Source organism: Halorussus rarus (assembly GCF_003369835.1).
Taxonomy (GTDB): Archaea; Halobacteriota; Halobacteria; order Halobacteriales; family Haladaptataceae; genus Halorussus; species Halorussus rarus.
In genome coordinates, this window is record NZ_QPMJ01000003.1 from 134,915 (window position 1) to 148,311 (window position 13,397).

Annotated in this window: 14 protein-coding genes; 4 read left to right on the top strand and 10 right to left on the bottom strand. The window is 68.1% G+C overall.

Annotated features, from left to right (window positions below):
- Positions 1–4: 4 nt before the first annotated feature.
- The 7 genes from DVR07_RS16810 to ahaH all read right to left on the bottom strand — a co-directional run bounded on the left by DVR07_RS16810 (position 5) and on the right by ahaH (position 6,742).
- Positions 5–1,771 carry an ATP synthase subunit A gene (locus DVR07_RS16810; RefSeq protein WP_115798475.1) on the bottom strand — a complete coding sequence of 589 codons (1,767 nt, stop codon included), beginning with the start codon at positions 1,769–1,771 and terminating at the stop codon, positions 5–7.
- Entirely contained in the window at positions 1,768–2,109 is a 342-nt protein-coding gene (locus tag DVR07_RS16815; protein ID WP_115798476.1) for a V-type ATP synthase subunit F, read from the bottom strand. Before DVR07_RS16815 ends, DVR07_RS16810 begins: the two co-directional genes overlap by 4 nt.
- Positions 2,106–3,167, bottom strand: coding sequence for a V-type ATP synthase subunit C (locus tag DVR07_RS16820; protein ID WP_115798477.1), 1,062 nt, complete (start codon positions 3,165–3,167; stop codon positions 2,106–2,108). Before DVR07_RS16820 ends, DVR07_RS16815 begins: the two co-directional genes overlap by 4 nt.
- Entirely contained in the window at positions 3,164–3,745 is a 582-nt protein-coding gene (locus DVR07_RS16825) for a V-type ATP synthase subunit E (protein WP_115798478.1), read from the bottom strand. The genes DVR07_RS16820 and DVR07_RS16825 overlap by 4 nt, the downstream gene beginning before the upstream one ends.
- A 22-nt stretch (positions 3,746–3,767) precedes the next feature.
- Entirely contained in the window at positions 3,768–4,043 is a 276-nt protein-coding gene (locus tag DVR07_RS16830) for a F0F1 ATP synthase subunit C (protein WP_115798479.1), read from the bottom strand.
- Between the two features lie 175 nt (positions 4,044–4,218).
- Positions 4,219–6,423 (bottom strand): V-type ATP synthase subunit I, encoded by a 2,205-nt coding sequence (locus tag DVR07_RS16835; RefSeq protein ID WP_115798480.1) that lies wholly within the window; start codon positions 6,421–6,423, stop codon positions 4,219–4,221.
- Positions 6,410–6,742 (bottom strand): ATP synthase archaeal subunit H, encoded by a 333-nt coding sequence (gene ahaH, locus DVR07_RS16840; protein WP_115798481.1) that lies wholly within the window; start codon positions 6,740–6,742, stop codon positions 6,410–6,412. Before ahaH ends, DVR07_RS16835 begins: the two co-directional genes overlap by 14 nt.
- Positions 6,743–6,922: 180 nt before the next feature.
- Here ahaH and DVR07_RS16845 point away from each other — a divergent pair, with 180 nt between their 5' ends.
- Positions 6,923–7,549, top strand: coding sequence for a methyltransferase domain-containing protein (locus DVR07_RS16845; protein ID WP_115798482.1), 627 nt, complete (start codon positions 6,923–6,925; stop codon positions 7,547–7,549).
- Between the two features lie 29 nt (positions 7,550–7,578).
- Here the strand turns inward: DVR07_RS16845 and DVR07_RS16850 are convergent, their stop codons facing one another.
- Complete coding sequence (locus DVR07_RS16850; RefSeq protein ID WP_115798483.1) at positions 7,579–8,040, bottom strand: type IV pilin; 462 nt, start codon at positions 8,038–8,040, stop codon at positions 7,579–7,581.
- Between the two features lie 145 nt (positions 8,041–8,185).
- On the bottom strand, positions 8,186–9,418 hold the full coding sequence (locus tag DVR07_RS16855) for a DUF7094 domain-containing protein (protein ID WP_115798484.1): 1,233 nt from the start codon (positions 9,416–9,418) through the stop codon (positions 8,186–8,188).
- Positions 9,419–9,571: 153 nt separating this feature from the next.
- On the opposite strand from DVR07_RS16855, the gene DVR07_RS16860 reads away from it, so the two are divergent.
- From DVR07_RS16860 to DVR07_RS16870, 3 genes are all read left to right on the top strand, one after another.
- Positions 9,572–10,729, top strand: coding sequence for a helix-turn-helix transcriptional regulator (locus DVR07_RS16860; protein ID WP_115798485.1), 1,158 nt, complete (start codon positions 9,572–9,574; stop codon positions 10,727–10,729).
- A gap of 109 nt (positions 10,730–10,838) precedes the next feature.
- A complete protein-coding gene (locus tag DVR07_RS16865; RefSeq protein ID WP_115798486.1) occupies positions 10,839–11,630 on the top strand; it encodes an electron transfer flavoprotein subunit beta/FixA family protein in 792 nt (263 codons plus the stop codon).
- Positions 11,627–12,577 carry an electron transfer flavoprotein subunit alpha/FixB family protein gene (locus tag DVR07_RS16870; RefSeq protein WP_115798487.1) on the top strand — a complete coding sequence of 317 codons (951 nt, stop codon included), beginning with the start codon at positions 11,627–11,629 and terminating at the stop codon, positions 12,575–12,577. The genes DVR07_RS16865 and DVR07_RS16870 overlap by 4 nt, the downstream gene beginning before the upstream one ends.
- Before the next feature lie 152 nt (positions 12,578–12,729).
- Here the strand turns inward: DVR07_RS16870 and DVR07_RS16875 are convergent, their stop codons facing one another.
- Positions 12,730–13,392, bottom strand: coding sequence for a helix-turn-helix domain-containing protein (locus DVR07_RS16875; protein WP_115798488.1), 663 nt, complete (start codon positions 13,390–13,392; stop codon positions 12,730–12,732).
- Between the last annotated feature and the right edge of the window lie 5 nt (positions 13,393–13,397).

The window sequence follows — 13,397 nt, forward strand, 5'->3', positions numbered from 1 at the left end:
GGTTCTAGTAGAGCTCTCGAAGCTGCGATTTCATGTCGTCTTCGAGGTCGGCGACGAACTCGTCGGCCTCGTCGTCGGGCGTCGTCGCGATGCGGTTCAGGCGCGGCGCGGCGTCGATGGCGGTGATCTCCTCGACCGGGACGCCGGCGTCGAGCGCCTCGAACGCCTCGTCGTTGAACGTCCGGATCGCCCCGAGGATGAGGTAGGACTTCTCGGGCGGACAGTTGGTGTCCACGTCGTGGAGCGCGTTCTGCTGGAGGAACGCCTCGCGGATGAAGCGGGCGACTTCCAGCGTCAGCTGCTGGTCCTCCGGCAGCGCGTCCTTGCCGACGAGCTGGACGATCTCCTGGAGTTCGTCCTCCTCGTCGAGCACGTCGACCGCCCACTGGCGCTGCTCGGGCCAGTCCTCGGCGACGTTCTCCTCGAACCACGGGTCGAGCTGGTCCTTGTACAGCGAGTACGACTCGTTCCAGTTGATGGCCGGGAAGTGGCGGCGCTCGGCCAGGTCGGCGTCGAGCGCCCAGAACGTCTTGACGATGCGCAGCGTGTTCTGGGTGACCGGCTCCGAGAAGTCGCCGCCGGGCGGGCTGACCGCGCCGACCACGGTGACCGACCCCTCGGTGTCGTTGATGTTCTCGAAGTAGCCGGCGCGCTCGTAGAACTCCGAGAGGCGCGCGGCCAGGTACGCGGGGTAGCCCTCCTCGCCGGGCATCTCCTCGAGCCGCGAGGAGATCTCGCGCATGGCCTCGGCCCACCGCGAGGTGGAGTCGGCCATCAGCGCGACGTCGTACCCCATGTCGCGGTAGAACTCCGCGATGGTGATACCCGTGTACACGCAGGATTCGCGGGCCGCGACGGGCATGTTCGACGTGTTGGCGATGAGGCAGGTCCGGGACATCAGCGGCTTCCCGGTGACCGGGTCCTCCAGGTTCGGGAAGTCCTCGATGACCTCGGTCATCTCGTTGCCGCGCTCGCCGCAGCCGATGTAGACGACGATGTCGGCGTCGGCCCACTTGGCCAGCTGCTGCTGGGTCACGGTCTTGCCCGAGCCGAACGGGCCCGGAATCGCCGCGGTGCCGCCCTTCGCCAGGGGGAACAGGCCGTCCTGCACGCGCTGGCCGGTCACGAGCGGCGTCCGGGGCGTCTTCTTGTCGGCGGAGGGCCGGGCCTCGCGGACCGGCCACTCCTGGCGCATCGAGATCTCCTCGCCGTTCGCGAGTTCGACCACGGTGTCCTCGACGGTGTGGTTGCCGCTCTTGACCTCGACGACCTCGCCGCCCTCGGAGTCGGGCGGGACCATCACCTTGTGGTCGATGCTCTCGGTCTCGGGCACGATGCCGAGGATGTCGCCGGGTTCGACGTCGTCTCCGGGCTCGACCTCGGGGGTGAACTCCCAGGTCTTCTCGAGGTCGATGCCGGGCGCGTCGACCCCGCGGTCGAGGAACGCGCCCATCTTCTCCTCGAGGACCGTCAGCGGGCGCTGGACGCCGTCGTAGATGGAGTCCAGCATGCCCGGGCCCAGGTCCACGGACAGGGGCTCGCCGGTGTTCTCGACCGGTTCGCCCGGCGCGACGTTCGAGGTCTCCTCGTAGACCTGTATCGTCGTCAGGTTGCCTTCGATCTCGATGACCTCGCCCATCAGCCCTTCCTCGCCGACGTACACCACGTCGTTCATCCGGGCGCCGAGGTCAGTGGCGGTCACGACCGGTCCACTCACGCTCTCGATGACGCCGTCCTCTCGAACCGCGTCGGAGTCAGTTGCTTGGCTCATTCGTTGTCACCTTGTTCGTCTTCGTCCATAAGGTCGATACCGATCGCACGCTTGATCTTGTCGCGCAGTCCGCCGCTCCCCGCGCCGCCGCCGATGGAGACCATCGTCGGCTCGACGCTCGTCTCGACGTCCTGGCGGACCTGCCGGGAGAGGTGGTCGAGGTCCTCGTCGTGCATCACGACGATGCCGACGTCGTCGTCGTCGAGGACGCGGGACACCGCGTCGTCGAGCTCCGTCTCCTTCTCGTCGTCCGGGACGTTCTCGAACTTCCGGACGCCGGCGAGCCGGAACCCGGTGGTGAACTCGGGACTGCCGACGACTGCGATCTCCTGGCTCATAGCATCACCAGTTCGCTCTCTATCTCGTCCTCGCTCAGGCCGGCCTCGCGGCCGCGAGCGATGGCGCGGATGTTGTCGACTTCGCGCTCCTTTGCCAGCACGTACGCCAGCACCGGACAGACCGACAGCGGGAAGACGTGCGAGAGGTGGTCGGAGTACTCCAGCAGTGCAGCGTCTAGTGCGTGCTCGAACCCGATGAGGCTGTCGGCGCGCTCGAGCTCGTCGAGCGCCGCCGACAGGTCGTCGCCGTAGGTGCTCTCGCGGATGAACGCCGTCAGCTCGTCGACGCTGGTCGACAGCTGGCTCAGCTCCGACGCGCGGAACAGCGTCCCGCCCTCGATGAAGTAGTCGGCGGGGTCGAGGTCCGCGCCCGACCGCGCGATGCGCAGCGCGTTCCGGGCGTTCCGGAAGTCGATCTCGGCCTGGAGGAACTCGACGTACAGCTGGGTGGCCCGGTCGTCCGTCTCGGTGACGCCGGACATGAGCCCCTCGTAGTACGTGCGGTCGACCGCGTTCTCCAGCGGGATCAGCACGCCGGTCGCCTCGTAGTCGTCGTAGGCCGCCTCGAGCACCTCGCCGTACCGGGTGCGGTCGAGCAGTTCGACGGCGTCCTCGATGGTGCCGACCTCGGAGAGCCGGTCGAGGAAGTCGCGGTCGAGCTCGCCGGCGTAGATGAGGTCCTCCCGGATGTCCTCGGGCGCCGCATCGGAGTAGAGCCCCCGGACGACCGTCTTGACGTTCCACGCGTCGAACTTCCGGAGGTACCGGGCGATGAACTCGTACAGCCGGCCGTCGGCCCACCGGAGCAGGTCGTTGAAGTGCTTGGCGAGGTTGCGGTTGAGCGCGTGCTCGATGAGGTCCACGCCGTCGTACCGGGAGCCGAGCGCGTTGATCTCGGTCTCGTACTCGGTCTCCTCCATGTACCGGGCGATCTCGCCCGGACCCATCCGGACGAGCTTCCGGTAGTCCTCGTCGTCGAACAGCGCCGCTCGCCGGGCCTGCACCCGGGCGGTGACGTACTCGTAGTTCGAGGCGCCCTCCGTCTCTCGTGCGGTCATTGCTCGAAGAGCCGCTTGCTGATGTCCTGGAGGTTGTCCTCCCAGACCTCCTCCAGCACCGAGTCGAACGTGTTGTTCACGCGGAGCCGCGACTCCCGGCTCTCGACCACGACGCCGCCGAGGCAGTCGTACTCCCCGGCGTACTCGTAGTTGTCGTAGTCGCCCACGACGTCGGTCAGCAGCTCGTCGTCGTCGTCGCGACCGTAGACGCGCACGGTGTCGCCGTCGTCGAACTCCTCGCTGGCCGCGTCGAGCAGCGCCCGCGTCAGCTCCTCGCGCCGGTCGCCCTCGAGGCCCGCGATGCGCTCCTCGACGTCCGCGCGGACGTCCTGCAGCACGTTCCGGCGGGCCTCGAGCCGCTTCTGCTTGGCCTCCAGCTTGGCGCTGGAGAGCTTCTGCTCGCGCTCCTGGGCGATGGCCTGTTCGGTCTCCCGCTCTTGCTCCGCGAGTATCTCCTCGGCGTCGGCTTCGGCCTCGGAGAGGATCTCCTCCGCGCGCTCGTCGCCCTCGGAACGAATCTCCTTCGCGCGCTCGCGGGCCTCGTTTCGAATATCCTCAACTACCGTGTCCAGACTCATTGATGAAGAGGGGAAAGGGGGTCTATTGCGGGACCAGGAACACTGCCACCAGCGCCAGGATGACGAGTGTCTCGGGCAGGACCGTCAGGATGAGGCCCGTACCGAAGAGGCTCTCGTCCTCCGCGATGGCACCGACTGCGGCGCTCCCGATGCCGCGCTCCGCGTAGCCGGCACCGAGGGCCGCGAGACCGACCGCGATGGCGGCGGCGGCCTTGTTCGGGATGGCCGGGGCGGCGGCAGCGCCTTCCTGTGCGAGCAATGCGGCGTCGGCGAATGCAGGTGCGAGTGCTTCGATCATGGTTTTACTGTGGCTCTCGTAACCGGACAGTCGTATTTCCCGCTACTGTGGTCATAAAGCTTCTCAAAAAAGTTCGGCAGACAGGCGGCACGAGTGCCGTAATCCCGGAATTGTGTCAGCCGGTGACACGGGTAACGAGGCCAAAAATGCGCTCGAACCGCGCCGAGAGGGCGGGTCAGTCCCGCGTGGTGAACGTCCGGTCGTAGCCGAACGGCCGGTACTCCTCGCCGCCGCCCTCGTAGAACTTCCCGAAGAACTCCACGTACTCGAGACGCACCGCCTGCAGCCCGGCGCTGGTGATACCGAGCGCCAGCACCAGCAGGTGGCCGAGCACGAGCACCAGGAGGCCGCCGATCAGGCCGCCGATGCCGGAGTGGACCAGCCCGGGGAACATGATGCTCGTGACCTCGTGGCCGTGGTACGAGTCGCCGACGTGGGGCATGTGGGTGAGCCCGAAGTGCCACGCGGCGTGGGTCCCTTCCCCGGTGACGTACACGCCGAAGAACAGGAGGTTGACCGCGAAGGCCATCCCCGCCTTGGCGAGCAGCACGGCGGCGATCCGGGTGTACGACAGCGCGTCCGAGAGGACGCTGAGGCTCTCGAGCGCGCCGATGACCACGCCGGGACCGCCGAAGTGCTTGACCTCACCGGCCAGGTACAGCAGGAACCCGACGCCGCCGACGGCGAGGCCGATGGTCCCGACCGCGGGCGAGAAGCCCGAGAAGCCGAACGCGAACGGCGCGCCGTCGAAGACGGTGTACAGGAAGTTCGGCTTCGTCCCGCTGGCCTGGGTGCTGAAGATCCACGTCCAGATGCCGGCGAACAGCAGGACCCACGAGCCGCTCTCGAGCACGGCGTCGACCGGGTCGTGGCCAACTTCCTCGACGAAGCCGAAGATGTAGCCCACCGTCATGTGGAGCAGCCCGGCGAGCACCGAGACGGTCATCCACGACAGCGCGAAGTTGGTGTTGACCGGCTGGAGCCCCTTCTTGATGGGCGGTCCGCCGAAGCCGAGCGCACCCTCCCAGAAGTACGACGCGATCAGGTGCAGGCCGAAGACCTCGCCGTACAGGATGCCGAACAGCGTGGTGAAGCCGCCGGCCCACAGCGCGATGCCGCCGAGGCTCTTGAACGCCTTGCTGTCGAAGCTGCTGTACAGCCAGTAGCCGATGCCCATGTACAGCAGCCCGTACCCGAGGTCCCCGATCATGAACCCGAAGAACGCCGGGAACGTCAGGAACAGCACGACCGTCGGGTCGAACTCGAAGTACCTCGGCCGGTTGATGGTCTCGACCAGCAGCTCGAACGGCTTGAACGCGCCGGGGTTGTCCTGGATGACGGGCGGCTGGTCGTCGTCCATCGTGGTGCCGCCGTCCGCGGCGACCTCGTCGCCCGCGTGCTCGTCCTGGGACGCGGGCTCCTCGTGGCCGTGCGCCGGCCCGGCGTCGTAGGAGGCCCGCTCGAGCTCGTCGACCTCGACGCGGTCGCCCACGGCGTCGCCGAGCGCGGTCGCCAGCTCGGTGTAGCGGTCGCTCGGGATCCAGCCCTCCGCCACGAACGCGTTCTCGGTGGTGGCGAAGCTGAGCGGCGCCTCGGCCTTCTGGACGTCGATGCTCAGCTTCTCCTCGGCCGCCAGCAGGAAGCCGCCGGCGTCGAGCTTGACGTTCTGGAGCTCGTTCTCGACGCTGTCGAGCTTCGACTCGAGCTTCTGGCGCTCGTGGCGGAGCTCGTCGACGTAGTTCTCGGGGCTCCCCTCGGCGTCGGGGATTTCCAGCGACGCGAAGTCGACGCCGACCAGCACCTCGTCGAGCGCGTCCTCGTCGGCGTCGGCCGCGGGGTAGGCGAAGACGGCGACCGTACCGTCGGCGGCGAACGTCTCGAACGCCCGGATCTCGCCGGCCGACTCCAGTGCGCCCTCGATCTCCTCGGCGTCGCCCTCGCCGACCGCGACCTGCAGGGTCTCGTAGCCCGACAGCAGGTCGAGGTCGATGCCGAGGTCGGCGAACGGTTCTACGGCGTCGAGTCGCTCCTCGACGTCGCGGAGGTCGTCCTCGAGCTCGCTCTGCCGGTCGTCGAGCTCGTTGACCTCATCGCGGACCGACGCGAGCTCCTCCTCGAGGGCCTCGTCGGTGACGATGCGGCTGGGGCCGGCGTCCTCCTCGTCGAGGTCGAGGATGCTCTCGAGCGACCGGACGGTGACGAGCTTCTCGGACGCCTCCTCGGCACCCTCGACGGGGTCGCCGGGCTCGAAGCCCTGCCAGGACCCGTCGTAGTTCGAGAGGTGGACCAGGTTCAGTTCGTGGACTGCCTCGATGACGTCGTCCATGACGGCGCGCGAGCCCGTCACGGACACCTTGCTCATTCGCTCAGGTCTGAGCATGCACCGCCTCCTCGAACAGGTCCACCACGTAGTCGGTTACTTCCTCCTCGTTTTCGCGCGCCCGCGACTCGAGCGCCTCGCGCTCGTCCTCGCCCTCGGCGAGTATCTCCTCGCGCTCGGCCTCGATTTCCTCGCGGGCCTCGGCGAGACGCTCCTCGTGGAGGTCGGACGCCTCCTCCTCGGCGTTCCGGCGGATCTCCTCCGCCTCCTCCCGAGCGTCGGAGATGCGCTGCTCGCGCTCCTCCTCGGCCTCGGCGACGATGTCGTCGGCCTCTTGCTCGGCCTCCTTGATTCGTTCGAGAACCTCTGGCCTCGGCATACTAATCACGCGAAAGTTGCAGAACCGCGTATATACTACTTGCGAACTTTCTCGTCTCGGGACTCTATGGCGTGTGTTCACATCTACCACTTACCGTTTCCGCGAACCTCGCCAGTCGCCGGTGGAGGCGCGCGGACGGAACAGCAGGATTATTTGGTCGGCGGTCCGAACTTTCGGCCGATGGGTATCCTCGAAGACAAGAATCGCGCGCGGCTCTTCTACAAGTACCTCTCGAAGGTGTACGACACCGTCAACCCGTTCATCTGGAACGAGCAGATGCGCGACGAGGCGCTGGGGCTGCTCGACATCCGGGAGGGCGACCGCGTGCTCGACGTGGGCTGTGGCACCGGCTTCGCGACCGAAGGCATCCTCGAGCACACCCGAAACGTCCACGGCCTCGACCAGAGCGTCCACCAGCTCGAGAAGGCGTGGGCCAAACTCGGCAAGCACGACCCCGTGAGCTTCTACCGGGGCGACGCCGAGCGCCTCCCGTTCGCGGACGACACCTTCGACGTCGTGTGGTCGTCGGGCTCCATCGAGTACTGGCCGAACCCGGTCGCCACCCTCCGGGACATGCGCCGCGTAGTCGAACCCGGCGGGCGGGTGCTCGTCGTCGGCCCCAACAACCCGAAGTCGTCGGTCATGCAGAAGGTCGCCGACGCCATCATGCTGTTCTACGACCGCGAGGAGGCCGACCGGATGTTCCGCGAGGCGGGGTACGTCGACATCGAGCACCACGAGATGGGGCCCGCGTACGAACCGGACATCGCCATCACGACCGTCGCGCGCGCTCCGGACGAGGAGTAACTCGCCGCCACTCGCGCATTTGCCGGCGTTCACGCGGTCTTCTCTACTTCTGCGACGACCATCCCGTCCACCGACAGCGTCACCTTCACGGCCGACCCCGGTTCGATCGTCGGGTCGTTGGTCCCCGCCAGTCGCAGACTCGCGGCCTCGCCGGCCTCCCAGCGCCCGTCGGTCGCGCTGTTGAACGGGCCGGTCGGTCCCGGTTCGAATCCGGACGCCGAGAAGAACGGCACCGGCGGCTGGGCGTCGAGCGGCGTCCCGCCGACGCGGACCCGAATCGTCACGTCCTCCACGTCCAGGGCGTCCCCGCCGCGGTGGACGAACGTCAGGCGGTCGGCGCCGGCGTCGACCCGGAGGTCGACGGCGGCTCGCGGCGCGGCCGACGGCGTCGTCGTTCCGAGCGCGACGCTCCCGACGACCCCCGCGAGCGCGGCGCTGACGGCCAGCAGGAGGACGATTCCGACGACGGGAGAGGTGGCGCGGTCCGGCACGCTGCGGATTCGACCCGGCTTCGGCCTTCAACCTTCGGCCGTCTCGCGAGTCGTACCGAGATTCCGAAGAGAACGTCGCGATTAGGACCGAGTTACCGACGGAATACGTCGACTGTCGCCGCCTTTCGCAATCGCGACGAGTGCGCTACGGCGCTTCGACGGGCGCCGCCGTCACGTTGACCGTCGTGAAGTCGTGGGTCGCGCTCACCCGGAACTGCTCGGCGGGGCCGAGCGTCCAGAGGACGCCGTCGGAACCGGTCCGACCGACCGCGTCGCCGGCCACGGTAATCTCTCCTTGAATCGGCGCCCCGGTGGCGTTCGTGAGCCTCACGCGGAGGGGCCCGCCGGCGAAGGTCCGGTTGACCGTGAGCGTGACGTTCTCCGAGGTGTTGCTCACCGCGGGCCCGGTCGGGAGCGGCGTCTGGCCGGTCAGCCGCTTGTACTGTATCTCTCGGAAGACCGACTCCGTCCCGCCGTCGTAGTACACCACGAGTTCGCCTTGGTCGTGCTGGAACGTTATCTGATAGATGTTCGTCGTCCCGTACCGGGAGTCGGCGCCCGTGAAACTGCTGTGGTTGTACGTCCACGGGTACTGGGCGATTACGCTCTGCCGCGCGGCCGTCATCGAGGAGTCCTTGGAGGACGCGGGGTTGCGGCGGTCGGTGCGGACGATTTCGCGGACGTACTCGCCGTTCACGATGGTCGAGAGGACCACGCCGTTCTCCGCGGTCGCCACGTACACTCGCGCCGGCGATTGCTCGCCGCGCATCGTCGCCGAGATCCGGTCCCGAATCGGCCCCTCGACGGTGACCAGTTTGCCCTTCAACGTGTTCGCCTCGGTCTGCATGCCGAACCGCGGGACGGCACTCGCGCGCGCCTGCATCGCGGTGATGAGCCGCTTGACGTCGGTCACCTCCGAGTCGATGGCGCCGAGCGTCCGGAGGTACTCGCTCTTCGAGATGGTCCCGTTCGAGAAGGCCTGGGTGGCCTGCTGCTCGGCGGCCTTCAGCGAGATGATCCGGTTCTCGATGCGGTACCGGTATCGGTTCAGGATCTGCTTCTTCTCCTCGGTCGAGTTGGCCGCCCGGAGCTGGCGGTCCAGCGCCTTCACGCCGAGTTCCGCCCGGAACTCGCCGCGGTCCATCGCGAGCGAGCTCCCGAGCGCGAGCGACGGCGCGTCGAACGCGGTGCGAGCCGGGGCGGTCCCGAGCGTCATGACGTTGGTCGTGTTCCTGTCGTCGGCCGACTGAGCGGCGTCGGCGGTGGGGGCGACGGCGGACGGCTGGGCGGCCGACCCGGTCGGGGCCGACGCCTGCACCGCGACTGCTCCGGGGGAGAGGGCGAGCAGTAAGGCCAGCATAACGGGGATGAATCGCATTACGTCCCCATCTCGGACAGCCACCGTTAAAATATTCCCGGATGGTCGACCCGACGACGAACCGTCGAGAACGGTCGAGACGTTTTACGGAGCCGTCTGATGTTTTATCTACGGATGGAAAGTATTTTCTTGTCGGCGCATTCACGCGATTGTATGCGGTCACTCGCCGCCCTCCTCGTCGTCCTCCTCGCCGTCAGCCCCGTCGCCGGCATCGGGGCGGGCCACTCGGTCGACGACAGAGCCGTCCCCGCCCACGCCGTCTCGGCGCCCGCGCCGGCGTTCGCCGCGGTCGACCAGACCGCGGCGAACGCGACGGTCAGCGACACCACCGAGATGCACCTCTCCCTCCGCGAGAACGGAAACGCCCGCTGGAACGTCACGCAGCGGTACGTCCTGCGCGGCGACGACGAAGTCGAGGCGTTCCGCCAGCTCGCCGTCACGTACGGGAACGGTAACGCCGACCTCGGCCTCTCGAAGGCGACGTTCACCCGCGTCGTCGAGCGCGTGAACGCCGACGCCGACCGGCGAATGGAACTCCGGAACGTCGCTCGGTCGACGTCCGTCCGGGACAACGGCACCGTCGGCGTCCTCACGCTGTCGTTCACGTGGACGAACTTCTCGCAGGTCCGCGAGAATCAGATCGTGCTCGGCGACGCGTTCTGGACGGCGTCCGGAACCTGGCTGCCGACGCTCGACGAGGATCAGACCCTCGTGATCGCGGTCCCCGACAACTACTACATCTCCGGGGGACGGCCCTCGGGCGGGACCATCCACAACAAGGGGACCGTCCTGCGGTACGAGGGGCCCCAGACGTTCGACCGCGGCGACTTCTCGGTGACCTACGCCCCGAAGAACACGGAGGACCCCGGAACCTCGAACGGGCTCGTCGACTTCTCGAGCACGTGGGGGCTCGTCTTCGTGGTTCTGCTCTTCAGCGGCGGGTTCGGCGCGTACGCCCTATCGCAGCGCCGCGACGCCGACCCGGAACCGGTCGCGGAGCCCGACGACGCTCCAGACCCGTCGCCGACCGCCCCGCCCGCGGCTGACGCCGACGACGGCGCAGCCTCGACGGCCGACGACGACGCTCCCGACACGGAACTACTCAGCGACGAGGAGCGCGTCCTGCGGCTGCTCCGGGACAACGACGGCCGGATGAAGCAGGGCCAGATCGTCAAGGAGACCAACTGGTCGAACGCGAAGGTGTCACAGCTGCTGTCGAAGATGGACGACAACGACGACGTCGACAAGCTCCGCATCGGCCGGGAGAACCTCATCACGCTCCCGGACGAGGACGTCGCAGACGTGGAGTGAGCCGGTAACTCCCCGGAACGAGCCGACCGAGCGCGACCGACCGAACAACGCAGGACATCGGGTCGCGGGTTTCGTAAACGTTTACCCCGAAGGCGGCGATTCATCGCGCATGAAGGTCCTGGTGACTGTGAAGGAGGTCGCCGAAGTCGCGGACGACTTCGAGATAGCGGGGACCGAGGTAGACGAGCGGTACCTCGAGTACGACCTGAACGAGTGGGACGACTACGCCGTCGAGGAGGCCGTCCAGCTGAAGGAGGACGGCCCGGCCGAGGAGGTCGTGACCGTGACCATCGGCCCGGAGCGGTCCGAGGAGACCATCCGGATGGCGCTGGCCAAGGGGGCCGACCGCGCGGTCCGCGTCTGGGACGACGCCCTCGAGGACGTCGACATGCTCGACGTCGAGACCAAGACCAACCTGCTCGAGGCCGTCGTCGAGGAGGAGGACCCGGACCTCGTGCTCACCGGCGTCCAGTCGGGCGACGACGCGCTCGGCGCGACCGGCGTCTCGCTGGCCGACGAGCTCGGCTTCCAGTGGGGCGCGGTCGTCAACGCGCTCGACTACGACGCCGACGAGAACGTCGCGCACGTCCACCGCGAGCTCGAGGGCGGCGTCGAGGAGCTCACCGACATCGACCTGCCCGCGGTCCTCACCATCCAGACCGGCATCAACGAGCCCCGGTACGCCAGCCTCCGGGGCATCCGCCAGGCCCAGAGCAAGGAGATCGCGCCCAAGACGCTCGACGACATCGGCCTCGACGCCGACGCCGTCGAGAGCGACCTGACGATGACGTCGATGTACGAACCCGAGAGCGAGAGCGACGCCGAGATCTTCGAGGGCGACGCGGGCGAGACCGCCGGGCGACTCGCTGAAGTCCTCCGCGAGAAGGGGGTGGCAGAATGACGGACGTTCTCGCTGTCACCGAGCACCGCCGCGGCGAGCTCCGCGACGTGAGCTTCGAGGTCATCACCGCCGGCCGTCAGCTCGCCGACCAGACCGGCGGCGACCTCCACCTCGCGGTCGTCGGCGGCGACACCGAGTCGTTCGCCGACACCCTCAACCGCGAGGGCGTCGACGCCATCCACACCGTCTCGGAGGGCGAGGAGTTCAACCACGACGTCTACGCCCAGGCCGTCGAGGCGCTCCACGCCGAGGTCGACCCCCAGGTCCTGCTGATGCCCAACAGCGTCAACGGCCTCGACTACGCGCCCGCGGTGGCCAACCGCCTCGACCTCCCGCTGGCGACCGACGCGGTCGACTTCGAGTACGACGACGGCCTGAGCGTGACCCGCGAGATGTACGGATCGAAGGTCGAGACCACCGTCGACGTCGGCGGCGACCGGCAGGCGGTCACCATCCGGGGCGCGGAGTGGCCCGCCGCCGAGGGCGTCGGCGACGCCGAGATCTCCGAGTTCGATGCCGACGTCGACACCGACACCGGGTCGACCGTCACCGGCTTCGAGGAGGTCGGCGGCGGCGACGTCGACATCAGCGAGGCCGACTTCATCGTCTCCATCGGCCGGGGCATCGAGGAGGAGGACAACCTCCCGCTCATCGAGGACCTGGTCGAGGCGACCGACGCGACGCTGGCCTCCTCGCGGCCCATCGTCGACAACGGCTGGCTCCCCAAGAACCGGCAGGTCGGCCAGTCGGGCAAGGTCGTCACGCCGACGGTGTACCTGGCCATCGGCATCTCGGGCGCGGTCCAGCACGTCGCCGGCATGAAGGGCAGCGACACCATCGTCGCGGTCAACACCGACCCGAACGCGCCCATCTTCGACATCGCCGACTACGGCATCGTCGGCGACCTGTTCGACGTGGTGCCCGAACTCATCGAGGAGTTCGAGTAAAAACGCTCTCGGCGCGGCCATCGGCTGCGCCTCGGTCGCTGTTATTGTTTCCATCAGGGCGAGGACTGTGTCGATAGCTGGAACTCCGCGGGGGTCCGTGTAGCATTCGCCGACGGCTCCGCTTCCTCATTTTCACTGTGTGCGTCTGCGGGTCACGTCCCGTCTCCGACGGCGTCGCGGACCAGCTTCGACTCGGCCTTCCGGAGGTGTTCGGACGCCGTGCCCGCCGAACAGCCCAGGCGGTCGGCGACCGCGTCGAGTGACCCCTCGCGGGGGACCTCGTAGTAGCCGACGTCGACGGCGGCGGCAAGTGCATCGCGCTGGCGGCCCGAGAGCAGCGACGTGGCGGCTCCGATGCCGCCGTCGTACTCGCCCGCGCGTTCGAGTTCGACCGTCGTCTCGTCCGGTATCGCCTCGACGGTCTCCCGCAACGCCGCAGACTCGCCGACGATCGTGAACCGGACCCGGCCGTCCCGCAGGTAGTCGAGCGGCGAGGCGACCACGACGCCGTCGCGCGCCAGCGCGTCTGCGACTCCCGTCCCGGCGTCGGTCGACTCGTCGACGACGTGGACGTAGAACGAGGAGTCGTCGACGGGCGTGACCGTGTACTCGCCGGCCGACAGCGAGGCGTCGAGCTCCGACTTGTAGGCCGCGCGGTCGCCCTCGACGTAGAACAGCAGCGTCTTGATACCGGCCCCGGTCGCGTTCCAGTGGAGCAGTCGATAGGTCTCCACCGCGTCGCTCTCGCCCGCGAACCGATGCATCGGATGGACCGTCTCCTCGGGATGAGACAGCGTCAGGCGGAGGTACTTCACGACGT

Bases quoted from the DNA above. Each gene is read 5' to 3' on its own strand.
- DVR07_RS16860 (WP_115798485.1), top strand. From the start codon at position 9,572: ATGCGGTCACTCGCCGCCCTCCTCGTCGTCCTCCTCGCCGTCAGCCCC.
- DVR07_RS16870 (WP_115798487.1), top strand. From the start codon at position 11,627: ATGACGGACGTTCTCGCTGTCACCGAGCACCGCCGCGGCGAGCTCCGC.
- DVR07_RS16810 (WP_115798475.1), bottom strand. From the start codon at position 1,771: ATGAGCCAAGCAACTGACTCCGACGCGGTTCGAGAGGACGGCGTCATC.
- DVR07_RS16830 (WP_115798479.1), bottom strand. From the start codon at position 4,043: ATGATCGAAGCACTCGCACCTGCATTCGCCGACGCCGCATTGCTCGCA.
- DVR07_RS16835 (WP_115798480.1), bottom strand. From the start codon at position 6,423: ATGCTCAGACCTGAGCGAATGAGCAAGGTGTCCGTGACGGGCTCGCGC.
- DVR07_RS16855 (WP_115798484.1), bottom strand. From the start codon at position 9,418: ATGCGATTCATCCCCGTTATGCTGGCCTTACTGCTCGCCCTCTCCCCC.
- DVR07_RS16845 (WP_115798482.1), top strand. From the start codon at position 6,923: ATGGGTATCCTCGAAGACAAGAATCGCGCGCGGCTCTTCTACAAGTAC.
- DVR07_RS16865 (WP_115798486.1), top strand. From the start codon at position 10,839: ATGAAGGTCCTGGTGACTGTGAAGGAGGTCGCCGAAGTCGCGGACGAC.
- DVR07_RS16820 (WP_115798477.1), bottom strand. From the start codon at position 3,167: ATGACCGCACGAGAGACGGAGGGCGCCTCGAACTACGAGTACGTCACC.
- DVR07_RS16815 (WP_115798476.1), bottom strand. From the start codon at position 2,109: ATGAGCCAGGAGATCGCAGTCGTCGGCAGTCCCGAGTTCACCACCGGG.
- ahaH (WP_115798481.1), bottom strand. From the start codon at position 6,742: ATGCCGAGGCCAGAGGTTCTCGAACGAATCAAGGAGGCCGAGCAAGAG.
- DVR07_RS16825 (WP_115798478.1), bottom strand. From the start codon at position 3,745: ATGAGTCTGGACACGGTAGTTGAGGATATTCGAAACGAGGCCCGCGAG.